This is a genomic window from Geodermatophilus sp. SYSU D00697, from assembly GCF_054050175.1.
In genome coordinates this window covers 321,473-347,071 of record NZ_JBJGYV010000001.1, presented here as the reverse complement: position 1 = coordinate 347,071, position 25,599 = coordinate 321,473, and the positions used below count along the sequence as shown (strand labels likewise).

23 protein-coding genes are annotated in these 25,599 nt (G+C 74.1%); 10 read left to right on the top strand and 13 right to left on the bottom strand.

Translation table 11 applies throughout. From position 1 onward, the window contains the following. The first annotated feature begins 8 nt into the window (after positions 1-8). Genes ACI79C_RS01745 through ACI79C_RS01730 form a run of 4 tightly spaced genes read left to right on the top strand, consistent with a single transcriptional unit; the run spans position 9 to position 3,997 of the window. The gene (locus tag ACI79C_RS01745; protein WP_456943879.1) at positions 9-818 is read left to right on the top strand and encodes a purine-nucleoside phosphorylase; all 810 of its coding nucleotides are present in this window, start codon (positions 9-11) and stop codon (positions 816-818) included. Continuing rightward, complete coding sequence (locus tag ACI79C_RS01740) at positions 815-1,678, top strand: NAD-dependent epimerase/dehydratase family protein (protein ID WP_456943878.1); 864 nt, start codon at positions 815-817, stop codon at positions 1,676-1,678. Before ACI79C_RS01745 ends, ACI79C_RS01740 begins: the two co-directional genes overlap by 4 nt. Next, positions 1,675-3,300, top strand: a complete 1,626-nt coding sequence (locus tag ACI79C_RS01735) for a phospho-sugar mutase (RefSeq protein WP_456943877.1) — start codon at positions 1,675-1,677, stop codon at positions 3,298-3,300. Before ACI79C_RS01740 ends, ACI79C_RS01735 begins: the two co-directional genes overlap by 4 nt. Before the next feature lie 4 nt (positions 3,301-3,304). Then, positions 3,305-3,997 carry a haloacid dehalogenase type II gene (locus ACI79C_RS01730; protein ID WP_456943876.1) on the top strand — a complete coding sequence of 231 codons (693 nt, stop codon included), beginning with the start codon at positions 3,305-3,307 and terminating at the stop codon, positions 3,995-3,997. A 26-nt stretch (positions 3,998-4,023) separates the two neighbouring features. Here ACI79C_RS01730 and ACI79C_RS01725 read toward each other — a convergent pair whose 3' ends face one another. Next, positions 4,024-5,022 carry an ABC transporter substrate-binding protein gene (locus ACI79C_RS01725; RefSeq protein WP_456943875.1) on the bottom strand — a complete coding sequence of 333 codons (999 nt, stop codon included), beginning with the start codon at positions 5,020-5,022 and terminating at the stop codon, positions 4,024-4,026. Positions 5,023-5,199: 177 nt separating this feature from the next. On the opposite strand from ACI79C_RS01725, the gene ACI79C_RS01720 reads away from it, so the two are divergent. Together ACI79C_RS01720 and ACI79C_RS01715 are read left to right on the top strand one after the other, a co-directional pair. Beyond that, a complete protein-coding gene (locus ACI79C_RS01720; RefSeq protein WP_456943874.1) occupies positions 5,200-5,787 on the top strand; it encodes a hypothetical protein in 588 nt (195 codons plus the stop codon). 317 nt (positions 5,788-6,104) lie between these two features. Then, positions 6,105-6,695 (top strand): hypothetical protein, encoded by a 591-nt coding sequence (locus ACI79C_RS01715; RefSeq protein ID WP_456943873.1) that lies wholly within the window; start codon positions 6,105-6,107, stop codon positions 6,693-6,695. Positions 6,696-6,774: 79 nt separating this feature from the next. Here the strand turns inward: ACI79C_RS01715 and ACI79C_RS01710 are convergent, their stop codons facing one another. Beyond that, positions 6,775-7,662 carry a Gfo/Idh/MocA family protein gene (locus tag ACI79C_RS01710; RefSeq protein ID WP_456943872.1) on the bottom strand — a complete coding sequence of 296 codons (888 nt, stop codon included), beginning with the start codon at positions 7,660-7,662 and terminating at the stop codon, positions 6,775-6,777. 2 nt (positions 7,663-7,664) lie between these two features. Next, entirely contained in the window at positions 7,665-8,288 is a 624-nt protein-coding gene (upp, locus tag ACI79C_RS01705) for a uracil phosphoribosyltransferase (RefSeq protein WP_456943871.1), read from the bottom strand. Positions 8,289-8,339: 51 nt separating this feature from the next. On the opposite strand from upp, the gene deoC reads away from it, so the two are divergent. The 4 genes from deoC (at position 8,340) to ACI79C_RS01685 (ending at position 13,204) form a co-directional block, all read left to right on the top strand. Further along, a complete protein-coding gene (deoC, locus tag ACI79C_RS01700) occupies positions 8,340-9,335 on the top strand; it encodes a deoxyribose-phosphate aldolase (RefSeq protein WP_456943870.1) in 996 nt (331 codons plus the stop codon). Positions 9,336-9,339: 4 nt separating this feature from the next. Further along, a complete protein-coding gene (locus ACI79C_RS01695) occupies positions 9,340-10,788 on the top strand; it encodes an aldehyde dehydrogenase family protein (protein WP_456943869.1) in 1,449 nt (482 codons plus the stop codon). Positions 10,789-10,864: 76 nt separating this feature from the next. Further along, positions 10,865-11,734 carry an aldehyde dehydrogenase family protein gene (locus ACI79C_RS01690; protein ID WP_456943868.1) on the top strand — a complete coding sequence of 290 codons (870 nt, stop codon included), beginning with the start codon at positions 10,865-10,867 and terminating at the stop codon, positions 11,732-11,734. Positions 11,735-11,803: 69 nt separating this feature from the next. Next, entirely contained in the window at positions 11,804-13,204 is a 1,401-nt protein-coding gene (locus ACI79C_RS01685) for a hypothetical protein (protein ID WP_456943867.1), read from the top strand. 146 nt (positions 13,205-13,350) lie between these two features. On the opposite strand, the gene ACI79C_RS01680 is transcribed toward ACI79C_RS01685, so the two are convergent. The 10 genes from ACI79C_RS01680 to ACI79C_RS01635 form a co-directional block, all read right to left on the bottom strand. Next, the gene (locus tag ACI79C_RS01680) at positions 13,351-14,898 is read right to left on the bottom strand and encodes a DEAD/DEAH box helicase (RefSeq protein ID WP_456943866.1); all 1,548 of its coding nucleotides are present in this window, start codon (positions 14,896-14,898) and stop codon (positions 13,351-13,353) included. A 230-nt stretch (positions 14,899-15,128) separates the two neighbouring features. Next, positions 15,129-16,205 (bottom strand): adenosine deaminase, encoded by a 1,077-nt coding sequence (locus ACI79C_RS01675; protein WP_456943865.1) that lies wholly within the window; start codon positions 16,203-16,205, stop codon positions 15,129-15,131. A gap of 59 nt (positions 16,206-16,264) precedes the next feature. Next, positions 16,265-17,098 carry an ABC transporter permease gene (locus ACI79C_RS01670; protein ID WP_456943864.1) on the bottom strand — a complete coding sequence of 278 codons (834 nt, stop codon included), beginning with the start codon at positions 17,096-17,098 and terminating at the stop codon, positions 16,265-16,267. Beyond that, the gene (locus ACI79C_RS01665) at positions 17,095-17,907 is read right to left on the bottom strand and encodes an ABC transporter ATP-binding protein (RefSeq protein ID WP_456943863.1); all 813 of its coding nucleotides are present in this window, start codon (positions 17,905-17,907) and stop codon (positions 17,095-17,097) included. Before ACI79C_RS01665 ends, ACI79C_RS01670 begins: the two co-directional genes overlap by 4 nt. A gap of 286 nt (positions 17,908-18,193) precedes the next feature. Then, positions 18,194-19,465, bottom strand: a complete 1,272-nt coding sequence (locus ACI79C_RS01660; RefSeq protein WP_456943862.1) for a thymidine phosphorylase — start codon at positions 19,463-19,465, stop codon at positions 18,194-18,196. Next, complete coding sequence (locus ACI79C_RS01655; protein WP_456943861.1) at positions 19,465-19,914, bottom strand: cytidine deaminase; 450 nt, start codon at positions 19,912-19,914, stop codon at positions 19,465-19,467. Before ACI79C_RS01655 ends, ACI79C_RS01660 begins: the two co-directional genes overlap by 1 nt. Next, positions 19,914-21,194, bottom strand: a complete 1,281-nt coding sequence (locus tag ACI79C_RS01650; protein WP_456943860.1) for an ABC transporter permease — start codon at positions 21,192-21,194, stop codon at positions 19,914-19,916. Before ACI79C_RS01650 ends, ACI79C_RS01655 begins: the two co-directional genes overlap by 1 nt. 49 nt (positions 21,195-21,243) lie before the next feature. Then, positions 21,244-22,479, bottom strand: coding sequence for an ABC transporter permease (locus ACI79C_RS01645; protein ID WP_456943859.1), 1,236 nt, complete (start codon positions 22,477-22,479; stop codon positions 21,244-21,246). 55 nt (positions 22,480-22,534) lie between these two features. Beyond that, entirely contained in the window at positions 22,535-24,115 is a 1,581-nt protein-coding gene (locus ACI79C_RS01640) for an ABC transporter ATP-binding protein (protein ID WP_456943858.1), read from the bottom strand. 242 nt (positions 24,116-24,357) lie between these two features. Beyond that, complete coding sequence (locus tag ACI79C_RS01635; protein ID WP_456943857.1) at positions 24,358-25,395, bottom strand: BMP family lipoprotein; 1,038 nt, start codon at positions 25,393-25,395, stop codon at positions 24,358-24,360. Positions 25,396-25,599 lie beyond the last annotated feature (204 nt).

The window sequence follows — 25,599 nt, the reverse complement described above, 5'->3', positions numbered from 1 at the left end:
GTCCGTGCGTGAGTGCAGCTCCGGTCAACGACCCCGCAACCCTCGCCGCCCGGGCGGCCGACGACCTCGTCGCCGCGCTCGGCGACGGCCACGACGTCGCCATCGTCATGGGGTCCGGTTGGGCCCCGGCCGCCGACGCCTTCGGGGCCGCCGCGGCCAGCGTCGCGATCGGCGACCTGCCCGGCTTCGCCGCCCCGACCGCGGTCGGCCACGGCGGGGAGGTCCGCTCGGTGCGGGTCGGCGAGCGCCGGGTGCTGCTCTTCCTCGGGCGCACCCACCTCTACGAGGGCCGCGGCGTCGAGCCGGTGGTCCACGGCGTCCGGACGGCGGCCGCGGCGGGCGTGCGCACCGTCGTCCTCACCAACGCCGCCGGCGGGCTGGCCCCCGAGCACCGGGTCGGCCAGGCGGTGCTGATCAGCGACCACCTCAACCTGACCGCCCGCTCCCCCCTGGTCGGCGCCACCTTCGTCGACCTCACCGACCTGTACTCCGCGCGGCTGCGGTCGCTGGCCCGGGAGCTCGACCCGGCGCTCACCGAGGGCGTCTACGCGGCGCTGCCCGGCCCGCACTACGAGACGCCGGCCGAGATCCGCATGCTGCGCACCCTCGGCGCGGACCTGGTGGGCATGTCGACGGCGCTGGAGGCGATCGCCGCGCGCGCCGCGGGCCTGGAGGTCATGGGCCTGTCCATGGTCACCAACGCCGCAGCGGGGATCACCGGCGAGAAGCTCGACCACGAGGAGGTCCTCGCCGCGGGCAAGGCCGCCGCGGGCCGGCTCGGCGAGTTCCTCGTCGAGTTCGTGGGGCGGCTGGCATGAGCGGGCCGGTCCTCGTCACCGGGGCGGCCGGACGGATCGGCACCGTGCTGCGCGGCGGGCTTCCCGAGCGCGGCTGGGCGGTGCGCTCGCTGGACGTCGTACCCATCCCCGACACCCGCCCCGGCGAGGAGCAGGTGGTCGCCGACGTGACCGACCCGGCCGCGGTGCTGGACGCCGCGCAGGGGGCGAGCGCGGTCGTGCACCTGGCCGGCATCTCCGGCGAGTCGACCTGGCCGGCGATCGCGCACGCCAACATCGAGGGGACGTACTGCGTCCTGGAGGCCGCGCGGCTGGCCGGCGTCCCGCGCGTGGTGCTGGCCAGCAGCAACCACGCCACGGGCTTCACGCCCCGCCCGGGCTCCGGTCTCCTGCGGGAGGCCGACGCCCCGCCGCGGCCGGACACCTACTACGGCGTCTCCAAGGTCGCGATGGAGGCGCTGGGCTCGCTCTACGTCGACCGGTACGGCCTGGACGTCGTCTGCCTGCGCATCGGCAGCGCCTTCCCCGAGCCGACGACGGTGCGCCAGCTGTCGACGTGGCTGTCCCCCGGCGACCAGGTCGGCCTCGTCGACGCCGCGCTGCGCGCGCCCTCGCCCGGGTTCGCCGTCGTCTGGGGCGTCTCGGCCAACACCCGCAACTGGTGGGACCTCACCGCCGCCCGTGCCCTCGGCTACGACCCGCAGGACGACGCCGAGGTCTTCGCCGAGGCGCTGCTCGAGGTGCACGGCGAGCCCGACCTCGCCGACCCCGTGCACGCCCGCGTCGGCGGGGAGTACACGACGGCGGACTTCGACGCCGAGCACTTCGACCCGCCCGCCCCCCGCGGCGACATCGCGCCGGGCAGCGGGGCCGACCGGTGACGGTGCTGGAGGTCGCCCGCGAGTGGGCCGACGCCGACCCGCACGAGGGCGACCGCGCCGAGATCGAGGCGCTCATCGAGGCCGAGAACCGGTCCGAGCTCGAGCGCCGGTTCGCCGGTCCACTGACCTTCGGCACCGCCGGTCTGCGCGGGCCGCTGCGGGCGGGGCCGGCCGGGATGAACGCCGCCGTCGTCACCCGCGCCGCGGCGGGGCTGGCGCGGTACCTGTCCGACGAGGGGCACGCCGGGGGCGGGGTGGTCATCGGCTTCGACGCCCGCCGCCGCTCCGACGAGTTCGCGCACGTCTCGGCGGCGGTGCTGGCCGGCGCCGGGTTCGCCGTCCAGGTGCTGCCGCGCCCGCTGCCCACGCCGGTGCTGGCCTTCGCCGTCCGACACCTGGGCTGCGTGGCCGGGGTGATGGTCACCGCCAGCCACAACCCGCCCGACGACAACGGCTACAAGGTCTACCTCGGCGACGGCCGCCAGCTCGTGCCCCCGGTCGACCAGCGGATCGAGGCGGCGATCGCGGCGGTCGGCCTGGCCCGCGAGGTCCCGCTCTCCGACGAGTGGGTCACCCTCGGGGACGACGTCCGGGACGACTACGTCGCCGCCGTCGTCCGGGCGCTGGAGCCCTCGACGGTGCCGGCCATCGTTCGGCAGGGGCTGGCCGTCGCCTACACCGCCATGCACGGGGTCGGCGCGGACACGACCCGGGCGGTCTTCGCCGCCGCCGGCTTCGCACCGCCGGTGAGCGTCGCCGAGCAGGACGCACCCGACCCGGCCTTCCCGACGGTCGCGTTCCCCAACCCCGAGGAGCCGGGCGCCGTCGACCTGCTCGCCGCGCTGGCGTCCGGGATCGGCGCCGACGTGGCGATCGCCGAGGACCCCGACGCCGACCGCTGCTCGGTGATCTGCGACGGCCGGCAGCTGACCGGCGACGAGGTCGGTGCCCTGCTGGCGGACTGGCTGCTGCGCCGCGGCGTCCGGGGTACGTACGCATCGTCGCTGGTCAGCGGGTCACTGATGCGCGTGATCGCGTCCGCGCACGGCGTCCCGACCGAGGAGACCCCCACCGGGTTCAAGTGGATCATGCGGGCCGGGTCCGACACGGCGCCGCTGGTCTACGGCTACGAGGAGGCCCTGGGCTACTCCGTGGCGCCCGGGGTGGTGCGGGACAAGGACGGCATCTCCGCAGCGCTCGCCGTCGCGCTGATGACCGCGGAGCTGAGGGCGTCGGGCCGCAGCCTGCTCGACCGGCTCGACGAGCTCGCCGTCGAGCACGGGCTCTACGTGACCGGGCAGCTGTCGGTGCGGGTCGAGGACCTGTCGCGGATCGCGGGCATGATGGCCGGCCTGCGGGCCTCGCCGCCGTCCCGCCTGCTCGGCCGCGAGGTGGCCGCCGACGACCTGCTCGACCGGACGCCCGGAGTGGACGCCGTCCGGCTGCTCGGCGACGGGGTGCGGGTCATCGTCCGGCCCAGCGGCACCGAGCCCAAGCTCAAGGCCTACCTGGAGACGGTCGTCCCGGTGCCCTCGTCCGCCGCGGTGACCGACGTGCGCCGCCGCGGAGCCGAGGAGCTCGACCGGCTGCGGGCGGAGATGTCCGCCGTCCTGGGGGTGTAGGCCGGTGGACGTCCGCGCGCTGGTCTTCGACGTCTTCGGCACCGTCGTGGACTGGCGCGGCGGTGTCGCCCGCGAGGTGCGGCGGCTGCTGGGCCCGTCGGTCGACGCCGAGGCGTTCGCGGACGACTGGCGCGGGCGGTACGTGCCGTCGATGGACCGGGTGCGTTCCGGCGAGCTGCCGTGGACGCCGCTGGACGCCCTGCACCGGTCCTCGCTGGACGACGTGCTGGCCGCGGCGGGGCGTCCCGACGTGCCGGGCGACGTGCGCGACGAGCTGGTGCTCGCCTGGCACCGGCTGGACCCCTGGCCGGACGTCGTCCCGGGGCTGACCCGGCTGCGGCGCGCGCACGTGCTCGCGCCGCTGTCCAACGGCAACGTGGCGCTCATCGTGGACATGGCGCGCCGCGCGGGCCTGCCCTGGGACCTCGTCCTCGGCGCGGAGGTCGTGCGGCACTACAAGCCCGACCCGGAGGTCTACGACTCCGCGCCCGCGTTGCTGGCGCTGGCGCCGTCCCAGGTGCTGATGGTCGCCGCGCACGTCGACGACCTCGCCGCCGCGCGGGACCGCGGGCTGCGGACGGCGTACGTGCACCGCCCCGACGAGTTCGGCGGGCGGCGGGTGCCGCCCGCCTCCGACCCGGACGCCGATCTGTCGGTGTCCTCGTTCGGGGAGCTCGCCGACCGGCTGGGCGCCTGAGACCGCGTGTGGGGGGTGCCCCCGGGTCAGCGCGCCAGCTCGAGCAGCGAGTCGAGGTCGACCTCCCCGTCGAGCAGGCCCTGGGTCTCGGCCAGGTCGGTGAACACCTCGAACGTCTCCTCGCTGACCTCGGTGTTCCACTCCGGGAGGCGGACCTGCGCGGCGAGCTCCGGAGAGATGTCCAGGAACGTCGGCAGGATCGCCCGGACGGCGTCGGGGTTCTCCTGGGCGTAGGTCAGCGACTCGTTCATCGCGGTGGCGAAGCGCTCCACCACGTCGGCGTTCTCGGCCGCGAACTGGGCGCTCGTGAAGTACGTCGAGACCTCGATCTGGACGTCGGTGAAGTCGTTCAGCGGGGTGGTGAGGACGCGGATCCCCTGCTGTTCGGCGAGCGTGACGAACGGCTCGACCAGCCACGCCGCGTCGACGTCCCCGGCCTGCAGCGCCGCGGCCATGTTCGGGAAGGGCAGCTCGACGAACTGGATGGTCGACGGGTCGCCGCCGTCGGCGCGCACGGAGGCGCTGACCACGCTGTCCCCGATGGCGTTGATGGTGTTGGTCGCGACCCGCTTGCCCGCGAGGTCGGCGGGACGGGTGATCGCCGGGTCCCCGGTGACGATCGTGAACTGGTCGCGCTCGGGGTCCTGGGTGCTGTCCACCCCGCTGGTGATGACCTTGAGAGGCAGGCCGCTGGAGGCGGCGACGACGAGCGAGAAGTTGTTGCCGAACCCGATGTCGATACTGCCGCTGGCCACGCCCGGCACGATCGCCGCGCCGCCCTGCCCGGCACTGAGGTCGAGCTCGATGCCCTGCTCCTCGAAGAAGCCCTGCTCCTGACCGAGGTAGACGGGGGCGAGGTCGATGATCGGGATGATGCCCAGCGCGATCGTCTGGGTCTCGGTCCCCCCTCCCGACCCGCCACCGGCCTCCGACCCGCCGTCGTCGCCGGAGCATCCCGACACCAGGAGGAGGGTGGTGACGGCGGCGGCGGCCGCGCGCAGGCTGCCGGCTCGGGTGGAGGTCATGGGCAGATGGTGACACGGCCCACTCCGAACTGACGTGCACGGCCCCGGTGTTCCGCGTGGTCCGCGGTCCCGGGTCGAGCAGGCAGCTCCTGCCATGCGATCGGGTGGTTGTCCACAGGGGCGGCTGCCCAGCCGGCCGACCCTCCGTAGTCTCCCCGCGACCGGATCGACTCGGGGGTGGACGTGACACGCGGCTGGAGCCTGCGACTGGTGGCGGGCCTCGCGGTGGGCGCGGCGGTCCTGGGCGGGTGCTCGGCGGAGCAGGAGCCCGCGGACACGCTGCCGAGCGCGGACGTCCCGGTCGCGACGGAGGAGGAACTCCCACCCCTCGGGCCCGAGGACCTGCCGATGCCCGACGAGGCACGCACCCAGGACGCCGCCGGCGCCGAGGCCTTCGTCCGCTACTACATCGACCTCATCAACCGCACGTCGACCGTCATGGACGCCGCACCCCTGCGCGAGTTCAGCGACGGCTGCCGTGACTGTGACCGCATCGCGACCGCTCTAGAGCAGGACCTCGGTGCTGGCTACCGCTACACCGGTGGCCAACTTGTAATTACAGCAATCGGTCGACCACTCATGAAGGGGGCGACGGCAGAGATGGCCGTTCGTGCAGACCAGGCTCCCCTTGTTGTCTTGGACTCGTCCGGCTCACCCGTCGACGATCTTGGAACTCAGGCGTTTCCAGGACTGAACGGTGGCGCGGCGATTGACTGGGATAGCACGCGCAAATCCTGGTCAATGACCACGTTGACTCTCGAGTAATGCGAAGACTCGCCCGACCTGTGCTTACGTTCGCGATGGTGCTCGTGGCGCTACTCGGAGGATCCGTCGCTCAAGCCGCGCCACAGGACTGCAACCGTAGGTTCTGCCCGGTCGTTGGCAACGTGCCTGGCGCTCTGACCGCTGCGTATGTGAGCGCGGAACCCGGGAATTCTTGGTCGGCTAGTTCTGCAGCACCGACAAATCACCCATATACGTACCGTCTCACCGCCCCCTGTGCAGTCGACACCGCGGCGGGCGGGGTATGCCGAGCTGAAGACGACGCATTCTGCGCCGCTCCCCCCGACCGTGTTGTTCAGATGCTGGTGATCGAGCGGCAGCGACTCGTCCTCGCCGACGGGAGCACGGTGGACGGTTTTGACCCCGCAGGCGCGGCGCCCGGAACGGCGGTTGGTCAGTGGCTCGGCTTCGCGCAGGCCTGCGTGGACATCACGGCGCTGAACCCGCCGCCGTCCCCGGGTGAGGTGTTCCGCTACTTCCAGACGCTCCCGCTCCCCGAGCTGACCACCGAGCAGCAGCCGCCGGGCAACGCGCTCACCGGCCTGCCGGTTGTCTTCCACACCGACGGCCCCACCACGCAGACGTTCACCGTGGACATCCGCGGCTTCACCGTCGACATCGTCGCCACCGCGACCGGCTTCACCTGGCACACCGGCGACGGCACCGAGCTCACCAGCACCGACCCCGGCGCCCCGTACCCGGACCACTCGGTGAGCCACGAGTACAGCAGCGGCACCTACACCGCCTCGCTCACCACCACCTGGAGCGGCACGTTCAGCGTGGACGGCGGGGCCAGCGCCGACGTCCCCGGCACCACCACCACCGACGGGCCGCCGGTGACGTTCGCCGTCCTGGAGGCGCGCCCGGTCCTCACCAACCCCTACGACTGACCGGCTCCTGCGGTCCTAGCGACGCTCCTGCGGTCGTGCACCACCGCAGGAGCGGGGGCAACACCGCGAGAGCACCCACTCAGTCCGAGACCGGCTCGCGGCACCCCGACGCCAGCGCCCGCTCCGCCGTCGCCAGCACCGCGACCACCTCACGACCGAAGCCGACGTCGCAGGGATGGGTCCCGCCGGTCATCGCCGCCTGGCCCAGTTCGTCCACCGCCACCGACAGCGCCTCGACGGGGTGCTCGGTGTCGGGGAGCAGGACCACCCGGCCGGCGTCCCCGTGCACGTAGAACTCGACGCCGGTCGACATCGGCCCGACGGTGTGCGACAGCGTCACGGTCGACGCCACCCCGGCGGAGTGCTGCAGCACCAGGTGGACGGTGTCCCCCGCACCGCCCCCGGCCTGCACCGAGGTGACCGGCCCGAGCGCCGGGAGCAGCAGCGACAGCGCGTGCGGGCCGATGTCCCACAGCGCCCCGTGCTGCCGGCGCCAGGCCGAGTCGAACGGGCTGCCCGCGAGCGCGCTCAGCCAGGTCCCGGCACCACCGGCCAGCATCGTGCGGCCGGCCTGGGCCAGCCAGGTCGACGTCCCGGTCTGGAAGCGGAAGGTGAAGAAGACGACCGAGGCGACGCCGGCGTCGCGCACCGCCGCGACCACCCGGTCGGCCTCCGCGAGCGACAGGCCGATCGGCTTCTCCAGCAGCACGTGCTTGCCGGCGGCCGCGGCCCGCTCCACGAGCCCGACCTGCACCGACGGCGGGACGGCGACGGCGACGGCGTCGACCTCGGCCAGCAGCGCGTCCAGGTCGGCGAAGCCCGGGACGTCGAACTCGGCGCCCACCGCCTTGGCCTTGGCCAGGTCGCGGCCCCACACGCCGGCCAGGGACGCCGTCGGGTGCTCGGCGAGCGCGGCCGCGTGGACGGTCTGCGCCCAGTGCCCGGTGCCCAGCACCCCGAAGCGCATGGTCACACCGCCCCGAACTGGCGGTCCCCGGCGTCGCCGAGGCCCGGGACGATGTAGGCCTTGTCGTTGAGCCCCTCGTCGACCGAGGCGGTGAACACCCGCAGCGGCAGGCCGCTGGCCTCCAGGCGGGCGATGCCCTCCGGTGCGGCCAGCGCGCACAGCACGGTGATCGACGTGGCGCCGCGCTGGGTCAGCAGGCCGCAGCAGTGCACCAGCGATCCGCCGGTCGCCAGCATCGGGTCCAGGACGAAGACCTCGCGGTCGACCAGGGACGCCGGCAGCGACGCCATGTACGCCTCGGGCTGGAAGGTCACCTCGTTGCGGGCGAGGCCGACGAAGCCCATCTGCGACTCCGGCAGCATCCCGTGCGCGGTGTCGGCCATGCCCAGACCGGCCCGCAGCACGGGCACGATCAGCGGCGGGGAGGCCAGCCGGTAGCCGGTGGTGCCGGTGACCGGCGTGGTGATCGGATCCTCGGCGACGGCGAGGTCGCGGGTGGCCTCGTAGACCAGCATCTGGGTGAGCTCGCGCAGCGCCGCCCGGAAGGCCGCGTTGTCGGTCCGCTCGTCCCGCATGCGGGTCAGCCGGGCACGGGCGAGCGGGTGGTCCACGACGGTGAGCTGCACGGGCGCCACCGTATCGGTCGGGGGAGATCGCCCTCGGGGGAGAATGCCGGCATGACCCACGTGCTCGACCCCGACGCCCTGACGGCGGAGACCCCGCCGCGGCGCGAGCCCCTGGCGCCGTTCGGCGAGGTGACGCGCTCGGACGCCGCCTTCCGGGCGTTCCTGCACGGCCTGCCGGGAGTGGACCAGGTGGGCGCCGAGGCCCGCGTCGGCGTGCTCGGTTCCCGGTCGATCAAGACCACTGCCAAGGCGTGGGCGATCGACACGGCCATCTCCATGGTCGACCTGACCACGCTCGAGGGCGCCGACACCCCGGGCAAGGTCCGCTCGCTGGCCGCCAAGGCCCGGCAGCCCGACCCGACCGACCCGTCCTGCCCGCGAGTCGCCGCCGTCTGCGTCTACGGGGACCTGGCCGGCATCGCGCGCGACGCCCTGGCCGGCACCGGCATCCACACCGCCGCCGTCGCCACCGCCTTCCCGAGCGGCCGGGCCAGCCGGGCGGTGAAGCTCGCCGACGTGCGGGACGCCGTCGCCAACGGCGCCGACGAGATCGACATGGTCATCGACCGCGGCGCCTTCCTCGCCGGCCGGTACCTCGACGTCTTCGACGAGATCGTCGCGGTCAAGGAGGCCTGCGGCGACGCCCACCTCAAGGTCATCCTCGAGACCGGTGAGCTGGTCACCCTCGACAACGTCCGCCGCGCCTCCTGGCTGGCGATGCTCGCCGGGGGCGACTTCATCAAGACCTCCACCGGCAAGGTCTCCCCCGCGGCGACGCTGCCGGTCTGCCTGGTGATGATGGAGGCGGTCCGCGACTTCCGCGCCGCCACCGGCCGGCAGGTCGGGGTCAAGCCCGCCGGCGGCATCCGGACGACGAAGGACGCCGTCAAGCACCTGGTCCTCGTCAACGAGGTCGCCGGGCCCGACTGGCTCTCCCCCGACCGGTTCCGCTTCGGTGCCTCCAGCCTGCTCAACGACCTGCTCCTGCAGCGGCAGAAGCTGCGCACCGGCCACTACTCCGGCCCCGACCACGTGACGATCGACTGAGGCGATGACCGAGAACCCGTTCCAGTACGCCCCCGCGCCCGAGTCCCGGTCGATCGTCGACATCGCGCCGTCCTACGGCCTGTTCGTCGACGGCGAGTTCGTCGACGGCAGCGGCGAGTCGTTCAAGACGGTCAACCCGGCCACCGAGGAGGTCCTCTCCGAGGTGGCCGCCGGCACCGAGGCCGACGTCGACCGCGCGGTCCGCGCCGCCCGCCGGGCGTTCACCCGGACCTGGGGGCCGATGCGCCCGGCCGACCGGGGCAAGTACCTGTTCCGGATCGCCCGGCTGCTGCAGGAGCGGGCGCGGGAGTTCGCCGTCCTGGAGTCGCTGGACAACGGCAAGCCGATCCGGGAGTCCCGTGACGTCGACGTCCCCCTCGCCGCGGCGCACTTCTTCTACCACGCGGGCTGGGCCGACAAGCTGGACTGGGCGGGCCTGGGCCCCGGCCCCCGCCCGCTCGGCGTCGCCGGGCAGGTCATCCCGTGGAACTTCCCCCTGCTGATGCTGGCGTGGAAGGTCGCCCCGGCGCTGGCCACCGGCAACACCGTCGTCCTCAAGCCGGCCGAGACCACCCCGCTGACCGCGCTGCTGTTCGCCGAGGTCTGCCGCCAGGCCGACCTGCCGCCCGGCGTGGTCAACATCGTGACCGGCGCCGGCGACACCGGCCGGGCCGTGGTCGAGCACGGCGACGTCGACAAGGTGGCGTTCACCGGCTCGACCGAGGTGGGCCGCTCCATCGCCCGGGCCGTCGCCGGCACCCGCAAGTCGCTGACGCTGGAGCTCGGCGGCAAGGCGGCCAACATCGTGTTCGACGACGCCCCCATAGACCAGGCCGTCGAGGGCATCGTGCAGGGCATCTTCTTCAACCAGGGGCACGTGTGCTGCGCAGGCAGCCGGCTGCTGGTGCAGGAGAACGTCCACGACGAGGTCGTCGCGAGCCTGCAGCGGCGGATCGGCACCCTGCGCGTCGGCGACCCGCTGGACAAGAACACCGACATCGGCGCGATCAACTCCGCCGACCAGCTGGCGAGGATCCGGGAGCTCTCCGACATCGGCGAGGCCGAGGGCGCCTCCCGGTGGCAGCCGGCCTGCGAGCTGCCCGACCGCGGCTTCTGGTTCCCGCCGACGGTGTTCACCGACGTCTCCCCCGCCCACCGCATCGCCCGAGACGAGATCTTCGGGCCGGTGCTCAGCGTGCTGACCTTCCGGACGCCGGACGAGGCGGTCGCCAAGGCCAACAACACGACCTACGGGTTGTCGGCCGGCATCTGGAGCGAGAAGGGCTCGCGGATCCTCAAGATCGCCGCCCAGCTGCGCGCCGGCGTGGTCTGGGCCAACACGTTCAACAAGTTCGACCCGACGTCGCCCTTCGGCGGCTACAAGCAGTCCGGCTACGGCCGCGAGGGCGGTCGGCACGGGCTGGCCGCTTACCTGAAGGAGGCCGACCAGTGAGTGAGCATCGCAGCGAGCGCCGGCGAGCGAGGAGCGGAGCGAACGGCCTCGCGGAGCGAGGGAGCGTGGTGGCCCAGTGAGTCCGGACCGTCTCGCCGTCCGCAAGACCTACAAGCTCTACCTCAACGGCGGCTTCCCCCGCTCGGAGTCGGGGCGCACCTACGAGGTCACCGACGCCAAGGGCCACTTCCTCGCCAACGCCGCCCTGGCGTCGCGCAAGGACGCCCGGGACGCCGTCGTCGCCGCCCGCGCCGCCTTCGCGAAGTGGTCCGGCGCCACCGCGTACAACCGCGGCCAGGTGCTCTACCGGGTGGCCGAGGTGATGGAGGGCCGGCACGTCCAGTTCTGCGAGGAGGTCGCCGCGGGCGAGGGCCTGTCGACCTCCCGCGCCCGCGCCGCGGTGGACGCCGCCATCGACCGCTGGGTCTGGTACGCGGGGTGGACCGACAAGCTCGGCGCCGTCCTGGGCGGGGCCAACCCGGTCGCCGGCCCGTACTTCGACTTCTCCCTGCCCGAGCCCACCGGGGTGGTCGCCGTCCTCGCACCGCAGCGCTCCTCGCTGCTGGGACTGGTCAGCGTCCTCGCGCCGGTGCTCGCCGGCGGCAACACCGCGGTCGTGGTGACGTCGAGGGAGCGGCCGCTGCCGGCGGTCACCCTCGCCGAGGTGCTGGCCACCAGCGACGTCCCGGGGGGCGTGGTCAACCTGCTGACCGGCGACGCCGGGGAGCTGGGCCCGTGGCTGGCCGAGCACGACGACGTCGACGCCGTCGACCTCACCGGCGCCCCGGCCGACCGGGCGATGGAGCTCGAGCGGCTGGCCGCCGGCAGCATCAAGCGGGTGCTGCGCCCGCCGGCCGAGGAGCCGGACTGGACGGCCGACCCGGGGCTCACCCGGCTGACCCGGTTCCTGGAGACGAAGACGGTCTGGCACCCCATGGGCGTCTGAGGCCCGCCTCCGGGGCCACGACCGCAACCCGGAGGTGCGCTCCCAGGGGGACCGGGCAGGATGTCCCCCGTGGCAAGGCCGAGCATCGTCCCCATCGCCCTCACCCTCGACGACCGCACCGGCTACACCCTGTGGGCCCCGCCGTGGGAGGAGGACGGCGAGGAGTGGCAGGCCTTCCTCGGCACGTCCGAAGGTGACCGGGCCACCGTCCACCTCTTCCCGACCCCGGCGGCGCTGGCGGCCTTCTGCCGCACCCGCACCGACCACGACCTCGCCGACCACCCGGTCTGGCCGGTCGTGGTCGGCCTCGGGGCCGCCGACCTGACCCCGGACGACGACCACCGCTACGACCTCGACGGCGTCTACGACGTCGCCGCGGAGAACCCCGACCGCTGGGCGGTGGAGGAGCTCGCGGCCACCATCGACATCGTCAGCCGGCTGGCCGAGTGCCTGGACGTCGACGAGGACACCGGCGAGGAGGACGACGAGCTCACCGACGAGGACGACGAGCGCGACGTCGACGCCGACATCGACCTCGACCGCCGGCCGGGTGCCGACGTGGAGCGCGGCGGGGAGTTCGGCGCCCTCGCCGAGCTGGTCGCCCGGCCCGAGGTCGGCTCCCTGGGCCTGGGCGTGGACGCCTTCCTCGGCCGATCCGGGGAGGACGCGTGGCTGGGCGTCGGGAACGCCCTCGACGACCTGTGGGAGGACGTCCTCGAGGAGCTCGACGCGCACCTGGACTGGACCGGCGGCGGGACGGTCGCCCTCGAGGACTACCCCTCCGCGGCCGAGGCCGACGAGGACGCCGAGGAGGAGGCGGAGGCCGAGGTGGCGGCACCCGCCGCCCCGGCCGCGGCCCCGGTGAGCACCATCGCGCGCCCCGGCCGGATCGCCGCGTCCCCGTCGGAGGTGGCCAAGGCCGCCGAGTTCTGGGAGGCCGTGGGGATCCTGCCGGTGGAGGTCGTCGTCCCCGACGGCGCGGGCGTGACGCTGCGCTGCTACGTCGACGACCGCGCCCGGTTCCTCGGCCGCGACGGCCAGGTCTACCTCTTCGCCACCCCCGCCGACCTCACCCGGTTCTGCGCCGGCAGCGAGGACCACGACCTCGCCGAGATCGCGTCCTGGCCGGAGGTCGCCGACACCGACACCCCGCCGCTGCCGGCGGAGCAGGACCGCTACGACCTCACCGAGCTCACCGACGTCCTCCGCGAGGTCGCCGACGGCGCGGCGGGGCTCGCCGACCACCGCGCCCTCACCCAGCCGGTCGAGGGGGTCCGTGACATCGCGGAGTACGCCGGGCTGACCCGGGTCGACGAGCTGCTGCGCCCTGCCGAGCCGCTGGGCCGAGCGGTGGCCCGCGCCGAGCGGGAGCCCGAGGCGGTCCTGCGCGCCGAGGACGCCGCCCAGCTGCGCGGGGCCTGGGACGAGGTGGTCACCCAGGTCAGCGGGGCGCTGGTCTTCCGCGACTGAGGAAGGACCCCGTCGCAGCGGCAGCGCTGCCCGGGGCACAGACGGCAGCGGCCGGCCCCGGAGAACCGGGACCGGCCGCTGCCGTGTGTGCCCTCCTGCAGGTCCCGCCGCGAACTGCGAGTGGCGGGGGGGCAGGAAGGTCTCCGTCAGTCGGAGAAGTCCGCCGAGTGGCTGGGACGCCGTCCCTGCCCGCGGTACGGGCTGGACCGCCGCTCGCCGCCGCGGCGGTCGGCCGAACCCGACCGCTCGCCGTAGGAGCCGTTCCCACGGGAACGCTCGCCGAAGGACCGCTCCCCCGCCGGGCGCTCGCCGTCCCGGCGCGGCCGGTCGCCGTAGGGACGACGCGGCCGGTCGCCGTCGCGGCGCGGACGCTCCCCCTCGCGGCGCGGGCGCCGGGCGCCGTGGCCGCCGGAGGGACGCCGGGACTCGCGCACCGGGCGCTCCACCGGCTCGACGTGCACGCCACTGGCGACCAGGTCGGCGATCGGGGCGTCACCCGGGCGGATCCGGCTGACCACCGGCTCCACCTTGGCCTGGCGGAAGCGACGCTTGGCCTGGCCCACCTGGTCGGGCAGCAACAGCGAGACGACCACCCCGGCGGCACCGGCGCGGGCGGTGCGGCCCGAGCGGTGCAGGTAGGTCTTGTGGTCGGTCGGCGGGTCGTAGTGCAGCACCAGCGAGACGTCGTCCACGTGGATGCCGCGCGCGGCGACGTCCGTGGCGACCAGCACCGGGCTGCGGGCGTCGGTGAACGCCTCCAGGGCCCGCCGGCGGGCCGACTGCGGGAGCCCGCCGTGGATGGCCTCGGCCTTGATCCCGACGGCCTTGAGGTTCTCCGTGAGCCGGTCGACGCCGAGCTGGGTCCGCGCGAAGACGATCGTGCGGCCCGGGCGGGCGGCCAGCTCCTGGGTCACGGGCACCTTGTCCCGGAACGCGACGCTGTAGGCCAGGTGCTCGGCCGGCGGGGCGTCGTCGCCGGGGCGCTTGACCTCGTGGCGGGCCGGGTCCTTCAGGTAGCGGCGGACCAGGGTGTCGACCTCGCCGTCCAGCGTGGCCGAGAACAGCAGCCGCTGGGCGTCGGGGCGGGTCTGGTCGAGCAGCTCCTGCACGACCGGCAGGAAGCCCAGGTCGGACATGAAGTCCGCCTCGTCGATGACGGTGACGGCGACCTCGTCGAGGGTGCATTCACCCTGGCCGATGAGGTCCTGCAGCCGGCCCGGCGTGGCGATGACGACGTCGACGCCACGGCGCAGCTGCTGGATCTGGCGGTACATCGAGGCGCCGCCGTAGACGGTCGCCAGCTGGATGCCGATGGCCTGGCCCAGCGGGGCGAGGTTGTCGTGCACCTGCTGGGCGAGCTCGCGGGTCGGCACGAGGACCAGCCCGCGCGGGGCACGGCGGCCCCGCTGGAAGTCCTCGCCGAGCCGGGAGAGCAGCGGCAGGCCGAAGGCCAGCGTCTTGCCCGACCCGGTGGCGGCCTTGCCCAGCACGTCGCGCCCGGCGAGGGCGTCGGGGAGGGCGGAGGCCTGGATGGCGAACGGGTGCCGGATGCCGCGCCGCTCGAGCGCGGTCACCAGCGGCTGGGGCAGGCCCAGCTGGGCGAAGGTCGGGCCGGCCGGGGCCTCGGGCTCCGGGGCGACGACCTCGGGGATCTCAGGGGTGGTCTGGACGTCGACAGTGTCGAACGTGGTCATGCGGGTGTGGGACTCCGATACGACTCGGGCGCGTCCCGTGGTGGTGCGCGGACACCGGCAGACCGGCGTCCTCACTGGCGATCACGACGTCAGGAGACGCTGCTGATCTGCACGGATGCGCTCATGCCCGGACGGACCGTCCGGGAGGATGACCGGCGAGTGCCGGTACACAGACGGTAGCAGCGCAGCGCGCCGAGGGATTCCCGAGTGGGAGGTGGCCCCCGCCACGGTCAGCCGCGCAGCGCGGCGAACCCCGGGCGGACCACGTCGGTCAGCAGCCGCTCCCGCTCGCTCGCGGGGAGGAACGCGGCGGCCAGCGCCCGTTCGGTGACGGTCTGGACGTCGTCCCAGCCCCAGCCGAAGGTGGCGACGACGTCGGTGAGCTCGCTGGTCATCGACACCCCGCTCATCAGCCGGTTGTCGGTGTTGACGGTGACCGCGAAGCCCAGCCGGTGCAGCCGGTCGACCGGGTGCTCGGCGAGCGAGGGATAGGCGCCGGTCTGCACGTTGGACGACGGCGCGACCTCCAGCGGCACGCCGCGGTCGCGGACCCGCTGCGCCACCGGCCCGAGGGTCCCGTCGGCGGCCACCTCGTCGGCGATCCGCACGCCGTGGCCCAGCCGCTCGGCGCGGGCGCCGTCCAGCGCGGCGACGATGCTGTCGATGCCCGCCGCCTCGCCGGCGTGCACGGTGCGGTGCGCCCCGGCCCGGTCCAGCAGGGCGATCGCCGAGGGGTGCCGGTCCGGCGGGAAGCCGATCTCCGGACCGGCCAGGTCGAACCCGACCACCCCCGCGTCCCGGTGGCGGACGACCAGGCCGGCCACCTCGTCCCACCGGTCGTTCTGCCGCATGGCGCACAGCAGCGTGCCGACGGTGATCGGCGTCCCCGCCGCCGCGGCCTCCGCGCTGCCCTTCGCGAAGCCGTCGAGGATCGCCTCGACCGCCTCCTCGATCGGCGTGCCCTGCGCGGTCAGGAGCTCCGGCGCCATGCGCACCTCGGCGTGGACGACGCCGTCCGCGGCCAGGTCGAGGGCGCACTCGCGGGCGACCCGCTGCACGGCCTCGGGGCGCTGCATCACCCCGACGGTGTGCGCGAACGTCTCCAGGTACCGCACCAGCGAGCCCGAGTCGGCCGCCTGCCGGAACCAGCGGCCCAGCGTCTCGGCGTCGTCCGCGGGAAGCTCGCGGTAGCCCACCGCGTCGGCCAGCTCGAGCACCGTCTGCGGTCGCAGCCCGCCGTCGAGGTGGTCGTGCAGCAGGACCTTGGGGGCGCGGCGGAGGTCGTCAGCGGTCAGCGGTGCACTCACGGTGACATTGTCGTTCGGTGTGCACGCGGACTTGAGCCGGGGACGGCCGTGGCACCCACTCAGTCGGTGCCGCGGTCCTGCCAGCGGAAGGTGAGCACGCACAGGACCAGGCCGGCGACGCACCACAGGCCCAGGACCAGCGCGACCCGGCCCAGCTCCCAGGTGCCGGCCGGCTCCTGCGCGGCCAGGACGTCGGGCAGGAACACCGACCGCAGGCCCTGCGCCATCCACTTGAGCGGGAACAGCGCGGCGATCGTCTGCATCCACGTCGGCACCTGGCTGAACTGGAAGAAGACGCCGGAGATGAACTGGAGCACCAGCGCGATCGGGGTGACCATCGCCGAGGCCGAGCGGCCGTTCCTCGCCAGGCTGGAGACGGCGATCCCCAGCAGCGTGCACGCCGAGGACCCGAGCGCGGCCACCCACAGGAAGGTGAACCAGTCGCCGCCCGACGGCAGCGGGACGCCGTAGGCCAGCCGGCCGACCGCCAGCAGGATCAGCACGATCAGCACGGTGACCGCGAGGACCTGCACGACCTTGCCGACGAAGTAGGCGCTCTTGGGCATCGGGGTGCCCGACAGGTGCTTGAGGGTCCCGTCGGAGCGCTCGGTGGCGATGCTGATCGCCATGTTCTGCAGGCTGGCGCCGAGGATGCCCGCGGCGACGATCCCGGCCATGAAGTACTGGGTGAACGTGACGCCGGCGCCGATGTCGTAGTCCAGGACCGCCCCGAAGACGACCAGCAGGATCACCGGGAAGGCCAGCGTGAAGACGACCGACTCCCGCTGCCGGAAGAACTCCTTGAGCTCCACCGAGGCCCGGGACCCGCAGACCCGCAGCACTGAGGGCAGCGCGGTCCGCGCCGGGGTCCGGGCCTCGCGGACGGCGGTCATGCGCGCTCCCCGATCATCTGCAGGTACACGTCCTCGAGGGTGGGGCGGGCGACGGCCAGGTCGGGCACCTCGCCCGGGAAGCGCGTGGCCAACTGCTGGACGAACGCGGTCGGCGTCGAGGTGGCCTCGGTCCGCCGGGCGCCGTCCTCGGTCCAGGTGACGACGGCCGGCGCCTGCCCCCGGCCGCCCAGGGCCGAGGGGACGGCGACCTCGACCAGCCGGCCGCGGGTGATGACCCCGACCCGGTCGGCCAGCGCCTCGGCCTCGTCCAGGTAGTGCGTGGTGAGCAGCATCGTGGTGCCCAGGTCCCGGAGGGAGCGGATCAGCGCCCAGAACTGGCGCCGGGCCTCCGGGTCGAACCCGGTCGTCGGCTCGTCGAGGAACAGCAGCGTGGGCCGGCCGACGATGCCGAGGGCGACGTCCAGCCGGCGGCGCTGACCGCCGGAGAGCGACCGGCCGCGGGCGCCGGCCTTCTCGGTGAGCCCCACCAGGTCCAGGACCTCGTCGGGGTCGCGCGGGTCCGGGTAGTACGAGGCCTGCGCGCGCAGCAGTTCCCGGCAGGTCAGCTGGCTGTCGCCCGCGCCGGACTGCAGCACGATGCCCAGTTGCGCCTTCCACTGCCGGGTGGCCTGCGCCGGGTCGGCCCCGAGGACGCGCACCTCACCGGCGTCCCGGCCGCGGAAGCCCTCGCAGATCTCCACCGTCGTCGTCTTGCCGGCGCCGTTGGGCCCCAGCAGCGCGAAGATCTCGCCGCGGCGGATGTCGAGGTCCAGGCCGTCGACGGCGGTGTACCCGCCGTAGCGCTTCACCAGCCCGCGGACGGAGATCGCCGCCTCCGGGTCAGGCTCCCTCCCGGGTCCCGCCGTGGCCCCGTCCCGGGTCCCACCCTGAGCCTGCGAAGGGTGGGGAGGACGGGGTCCTTTCCTGGTGGGGAGGAGGGAGTCCTTCTGCACGGGGAGACAGTCTCCCACCCGGCCCGCGGGAGCCGGTGGTCTCCCCGACCATCCCCGCGATCATGGAGTCGCGGGAGCGACCCGCCGGGATCCGACGGCGTGCCGCTTCCCGAACTCCATGATCGCGGCAGGGCGGTGCTGCTCAGGCCGTGATGCGATCGAGGACCAGCGGCAGCGGCCCTTCGCCGGTGTCCACGCCGACCGCCCCGTCGAGGGCCGCCAGCGCCCGCTCGATGCGCGCCGGCTCGTCGGTGTGCAGCTCCAGCAGCGGCTGGCCCGCGGTGACCCGCTCCCCCACGCCGGCGGTCCAGGTGACCCCGGCGGCGGCGGACACCGGGTCCTCCTTGCGGGCCCGGCCGGCGCCCAGCCGCCAGGCGGCCACCCCGAGCGCGTAGGCGTCCAGGCGGGTCAGCGTGCCGGTCGCCGGCGCGGGGACCACGTGCTTCTCCGCGGGCTGCGGCAGCGGCGCATCGGGGTCCCCGCCCTGGGCGGCGATCATGCGCCGCCACACGTCCATCGCCCGGCCGTCCCGCAGCGCGTCCGCGGGGTCGACGTCGGAGCGCCCGACGCCGGCCAGCATCTCCCGGGCCAGGGCCAGGGTCAGCTCGACGACGTCGGCCGGACCACCCCCGGCGAGCACCTCCACCGACTCGGCGACCTCGACGGCGTTGCCCGCGGCACGGCCCAGCGGCCGGTCCATCGCGGTCACCAGCGCCACGGTGCGGACGCCCGCCGCCTCGCCCAGCCCGACCATCGTGCGGGCCAGCTCGCGGGACGTGTGGGGGTCCTTCATGAACGCCCCCGACCCGGTCTTGACGTCGAGCACCAGCGCGTCGGCGCCCTCGGCGATCTTCTTGCTCATGATCGAGCTCGCGATCAGCGGGATCGACTCCACGGTGCCGGTGACGTCGCGCAGCGCGTAGAGCTTCTTGTCCGCCGGGGCGAGGTCGTGACCGGCCGCGCAGATGACCGCGCCGACCTCCCGCAGCTGCGCGAGGTATGCCTCCTCGTGCACGTCGGCCCGCCAGCCGGGGATCGACTCCAGCTTGTCCAGCGTGCCGCCGGTGTGCCCCAGTCCGCGACCGGACAGTTGCGGGACCGCCACCCCGCACGCGGCGACCAGCGGCGCCAGTGGCAGCGTGGTCTTGTCGCCGACCCCGCCGGTGGAGTGCTTGTCGGCGGTCGGCCGGCCCAGCGGCGAGAGGTCCTTGCGCTCCCCCGAGTCGATCATCGCCTGGGTCCACACGGCGAGCTCCTCGGGCGACATCCCGCGGAAGAACACCGCCATCAGCAGCGCGCTGACCTGCTCGTCGGGGATCGTCCCGTCGGTGTAGGACCGGATCACCCAGCGGATCTGCTCCGGGGTCAGCGCGGCGCCGTCCCGCTTGGCCCGGATGACGTCGATGGCGTCCATCAGCCCTGTCCCCGCTCGGCTGCGGCCGCCACTCCCCCGGCGGACCGCGCGGCGGCCGCCGTCAAGTCCTCCGGGCCGAAGGCGTCGGGCAGCACCTCGCGCATCGGCACGATGCCGAGCGAGACGGTCTCGATGAGCATCTCCGGCCCGCCGTGCTCCCACAGCAGCTGCCGGCAGCGCCCGCACGGCATGAGCGGCTGCCCGTCCCCGCCGACGCAGGCGACCGCCACCAGCCGACCCCCGCCGGTGCGGGCCAGGTCGCTGACCATGCCGCACTCGGCGCACAGGCCCAGTCCGTAGGAGGCGTTCTCCACGTTGCAGCCGGTCACCACCCGGCCGTCGTCCACCAGGCCCGCGACGCCCACCGGGAACCGCGAGTACGGGGCGTAGGCGTGCGTCATGGCCTCCCGGGCCGCCGCCCGCAGGGCGTCCCAGTCGAGGTCCGTCACTAGTGCTCTCCTCGTCGATAGACCAGACCGTCGGCCGCGGGCATCCGCAGGCGCTGGGACGCCAGCGACAGCACCAGCAGCGTGGTCAGGTGGGGCGTGAACGACACCAGGCCGGGCGCGAGCTCGTCGATGGTCAGGAAGGCGATCAGCGAGCCGGTGGCGACCACCCCGGCCACCACGGCCCGCACCGCGCGCCGGTGCACCGCCTGCCAGACCGCCACCCCGGCCAGCAGCACGGCCAGCAGCAGGAACAGCGCGACCACCGCCGTCCGGCTGCGCAGCTGCAGCGCGTCGGCGAAGCCGAACAGGCCGGCGCCGGCCGCCAGGCCACCGGGGCGCCAGTTGCCGAAGATCAGCGCGGCCAGGCCGATGAACCCGCGGCCGTTGGTCTGCCCCTCCCGGTAGATCCCGGCGATGAAGACGAGGAAGACCCCGCCCATGCCGGCCAGGGCACCGGAGATCACGACCGCGATGTACTTGAGCCGGTAGACCGGCACGCCGAGGGAGTCCGCGGCCGCCGGGTTCTCCCCGCACGAGCGCAGCCGCAGCCCGAAGGCGGTCCGCCACAGCAGCAGGTAGGACGCCGGCACGAGCAGCACCGCGAGGACGGTGAGCAGCCCCACGCCGGCGGTGAGCCCGCGCAGGATGCCGGCGACGTCGCTGACCAGGAACCACTGCTGGCGCTCGAGGTCGCCGAGCAGGTCCGGGCCCGAGGAGAGCACCGGCACCGAGAACTCGGGCGGGTCGCTCGACAGCGCGGGCGACTGGGTGACCCCACCGCCGGCCGGGTTGTCGGTGTAGAGCAGCTCGGAGAGGAAGCGGACGACGCCGGCGGCGAGGATGTTGATCGCCACGCCGGAGACGACGTGGTCGACCCCGAAGGTCACCGTGGCGACGGCGTGCAGCAGCCCGCCGAGCGCGCCGAAGACGATGCCCCCGACCAGGGCGGCCGCCCAGCCCCACTGGTAGCCGGCGAACCCGGCTCCCCAGGTGCCCAGCGTCATCATCCCGTCGAGGCCGATGTTCACCACGCCGGCCCGCTCGGAGAACAGGCCACCCAGGGCGGCCAGCCCGATCGGCACGGCGAGCAGCAGCGCCGCGGAGATCGTCGAGGAGGAGGTCAGCGCCTGCTCGCCGCTGATCACGCGGACCGCGGAGACCAGCACCACGGCACCGACCATCAGCCAGGTGATCCGGCGGGCCCGCCCGCCGCCGAGGAACAGCTCGCCGACCGGGCCGCGGCCGGGCCCGGCGTCCCGCGCCGTCGCCACGGTGCTCATCGTTCGACTCCGGACTCGTCCCGCTCCCCGGTCGACGTCGTCGCGGCGCTCATGCCTGGGTCTCCTGCCGCTCGTCGGTCTGCTGGCCCGCCCCGGCGCCGCGGCTGACGCCCGCCCCGGTGCCCGCGTCCGCGCCGTCCGCGGTGCGCGCTGTCCCGGCGCCGCCGTCCCCCGCCGTCGGTGTGGGACCGGCCTGCGCCGACCCGCGCTCGGCCGAGCGGAGCGCGACCCGCCGGGCGACCTCGTTGGAGATGACGACGGCGAGCACGATGACGCCCTGGATGATCGTGACGACCGAGGCCGGGTAGTTCGCGATCTGCAGCGGCACCAGCGCCCGGTCGAGGAAGGCGAACAGCAGCGCGGCGAACGCGATGCCGACCGGGTTGTTGCGCCCGAGCAGCGCCACCGCGATGCCCAGGAAGCCCAGGCCGGAGGTGAAGTCGGTCGTGTAGCTGTGCGTCGTCCCGAGCAGGTCGGGCATGCCGATCAGCCCGGCGACCGCGCCCGACAGCAGCATCGTCTTGACGACCATCGCGCGGGCGTCGACGCCGCTGGCCCGCGCCGCCGACGGCGACAGCCCGGTGGCCCGAAGGTCGAAGCCGAACCGCGTGCGGTTGAGCAGCACCGCGATCACGACGCCGAGCAGCGCGGCGACCACGAGGAAGCCGTAGAGCTGCCGCGGCGGGTTGGCCAGCCCGAACAGATCGAACAGCCCGTTGAGGCTGGGCATCCAGCCGGACTCCGGGATCTCCGCGGTGCTGATGATCGACGCGCCCTCCGGGCTCCCCCGGAACGGCCCGGTGAGCAGGAACGACGCGATGCCCAGCGCGATGAAGTTGAGCATGATCGAGCTGATGACCTCGCTGACGCCGCGGGTCACCTTGAGGACGGCGACGATGCCCGCCCAGATCGCGGCGACCGCCATCGCGACCACCACGATCAGCAGCACGTGCAGCGGGCCCGGCAGCGCGACGGCGGCCCCGACCGCGGCGGCCATGACGGTCGCCAGCCGGTACTGGCCCTCCACGCCGATGTTGAACAGGCCCATCCGGAACGCGATCGCGACCGCGAGCCCGGAGATGAACAGCGGGATCGCCCGGTTGAGGACCACCACGATGGCGGTGACCTGCTGGGACGGGGTGTCGCCGAAGTCGACCATCACGGCGAACACCTCGAAGGGGTTGACGCCCAGGACGGCCATCACCAGGCCGGAGATGACGACCGCCGCGGCGACGGCGAGCAGCGGCGCGACCAGGGTCGCCCCGAGGCGGCGCAGCCCCTTCATTCCGGGGCCCCCGCGGGGAGGGGGACCGTCGGCGGGGCGTCCTCGGGGGTGGTCCTCATGCCGCCCCCGCCGTCGTCCGCGCTCCGGTCATGTGGCCGCCGAGCTCCTCCGGGGTGACGCGCGACGGGTCGAGGGTCGCCACCAGGCGGCCACGGAGCATCACGTGCAGGGTGTCCGACAGGCCGATCAGCTCGTCGAGGTCGGCGGAGACCAGCAGGATGCCCATGCCGCCGGCGCGGGCCTCCTTGAGGAGCTCCCAGATCACCGCCTGGGCGCCGACGTCGACGCCGCGGGTGGGGTGGGCGGCCAGGAGCAGCCGCGGGGTCGCGCTCATCTCCCGGCCGACGATGAGCTTCTGCTGGTTGCCGCCGGACAGCGCGACGGCGAGGGTGTCGGGACCGGGCGCGCGGACGTCGTACTCCCGCATGATCCGTTCGGTGTCGGCGCGGGCGCCCTTGCGGTCGATGAACGGCCCCTTCACCGACGGCGGCCGCGTCTGGTGGCCGAGGATGCGGTTCTCCCAGAGCGTCGCGTCCAGCAGCATGCCCTGGCGGTGCCGGTCCTCGGGGATGAAGCCCAGGCCGGCCTCCCGGCGGGCGCGGGTGCGCCAGGAGGTGATGTCCTCCCCGCCCAGCAGCACCGCGCCGGACGAGACCGCGCGCAGCCCCATGACGGCGTCCACCAGCTCGGCCTGGCCGTTGCCCTCGACGCCGGCGATGCCGACGACCTCTCCCTCCCGGACGGTCAGGTCGACCGCGTCGACCAGCGGGCGCCCGCCGACGCCGGGCACGGTCACCTCGCGCAGCTCGAGCACGGGCGTGGGCCGCACCGTGGACGTGCGGGTCTCCGGCGAGGGCAGCTCGGTGCCGACCATCATCTCGGCCAGCTGGCGGCTGGTCGTCGTCTTCGGGTCGGCGGTGCCGACGGTGGTGCCGCGCCGGATCACGGTGATCGAGTCGGCGACCTTGCGGACCTCGTCGAGCTTGTGCGAGATGAAGATGACGGTGAGGCCCTCCCGCTTGAGCTCGGCGAGGTTGCCGAACAGCTCGTCGACCTCCTGCGGCACGAGGACGGCGGTGGGCTCGTCGAGGATCAGCGTGCGCGCGTCGCGGTAGAGCACCTTCGCGATCTCGACCCGCTGCCGGTCACCGACGCCGAGGTCCTCGACCAGCGCATCGGGGTCCAGCCCCAGGGAGTAGGCGTCGGAGAGCTCGCGGATGCGGCGGCGGGCCTCGGCCCGGTCCAGCCGGCCGCCGCGGGTGGGCTCGCTGCCCAGGACGATGTTCTCCAGGACGGTGAAGTTGTCGGCCAGCATGAAGTGCTGGTGGACCATGCCGATGCCGGCGGCGATCGCGTCGGCCGGGCTGCGGAAGTGCACCTGGCGGCCTTCGACGAGGATCTGGCCCTCGTCCGGGCGGTGCTCGCCGTAGAGCGTCTTCATCAGCGTCGACTTGCCGGCGCCGTTCTCGCCCACGATGGCGTGCACCTCGCCGCGGCGGACCCGCAGCTCGATGTCCTTGTTCGCGACGACGCCGGGGAAGCGCTTGGTGATGCCGTGCAGCTCGACGGCCAGCGGCGCGCCGCCGTCCGCGGGCTCCCCTGTCGGGACGCCTGCGGCCCCGGATCCTGGAGGCATGGTGGGCCTTTCCCCTCGCTGCGCCCTGCTGGTGTGCGGGGCACGTCCACTCTGCTGCATCGGTGGCGCGGGATCGACCGCCGCCACCGTTCCCCGGCCCGGGTTCCACCGGCCCGCCGCATGATCGCGCACGGGCCTCCGCGGGGAGGCGGGCAGGGTCCCTCCCCGCTCGCGACAGCGGGCCCGGGGGCGTGTGCTCCCCCGGGCCCGCTGCCGGTCGTGCCTGTGTCAGCCGATCGACGTCACGGGGTGGTCGGGACCGTGATCGTGCCGTCGATGATCTGCTGGCGGTAGGTGTCGAGGTCGTCCTGGATGTCGTCGATGAAGCCACCGGTGGTGGCCAGGCCGACGCCGTCGGACTCCAGGTCGTACCGCTCGTCCTGGCCCCCGGCCACGTTGCCGTCGACGAACTCGCCGATGAACGTCTCCACCGCGACGTCGACCCGCTTGAGCATCGAGGTCATGATCACGGCCTGGAGAGCCGGGTCGTCGACCGTCTGGTACTGGTCGGAGTCGACACCGATCGCCCGGCCCTGCGAGGCCGCGGCCGCCTGGAACACACCGATCCCGGACCCGCCGGCGGCGTGGTAGACGATGTCGGCGCCCGCGTCGTACATGCCCTGGGCCACGATCTGGCCACGGGCGGGGTCGTTGAAGCCGGAGAAGTCACCCGCCGGCGAGATGTACTGCCGGTCGATGGTGACGTCCGGCTTGACCGCCTGGGCGCCGGCGACGTAGCCGGCCTCGAACTTCTGGATCAGCGGGGTCTGCACACCGCCGACGAAGCCGATGTGGTTGCTCTCGGTCTTCAGCGCCGCCGCGACGCCGGCCAGGAAGGAGCCCTGCTCCTCGGCGAAGAGCAGGCCGGTCAGGTTCTCCGGGTTCCCGGCGTCCGCGACCGAGCCGTCGACCTGCGCGAAGGTGACGTCGGGGTACTGCGCGGCCACCTCGCCGATGACGTCGCTGTAGGCGAAGCCGACGGCGATGATCGGGTTGAAGCCCTGATCGGCCAGCTGGGTCAGCAGGTCGGCACGGTTGGACGCGTCGGCGTTGGGGCTGAGCTTGGTGACCTCGCCACCGTGCTCCTCGATGGCGGCCTCGACGCCGGCCACGGCCGCGTCGTTGAAGGATCGGTCGCCCTCGCCGCCGGTGTCGAACGCCAGGCCGATCTGCAGGTCGCCGGCGGCCTCGCCGCCGCCGGTGCCGGTGCCGCCGCCGCCGCCCTCCTCGTCGCTGGCGCAGGCCGCCAGGGCCATGCTGCCGGCCAGCAGCAACGCCATGGCCCTGGCGCTGGCCTTCATCCTCCGCGCTCGGCGCAAGACGCTCTCCTCTCTGGGGGGACGAGCCGTACACGTGCACCAGCCCGCCCCGGTGGGATCCGGGTCACGCGCCGCCGGACCGGCGCCGCCGGGGCCGCAGAACGCGCGACCTGGGCACGCTAACCGCGCTCGGCGGCCCCGCCGCAGGCCGGGGAGGAGATAGAG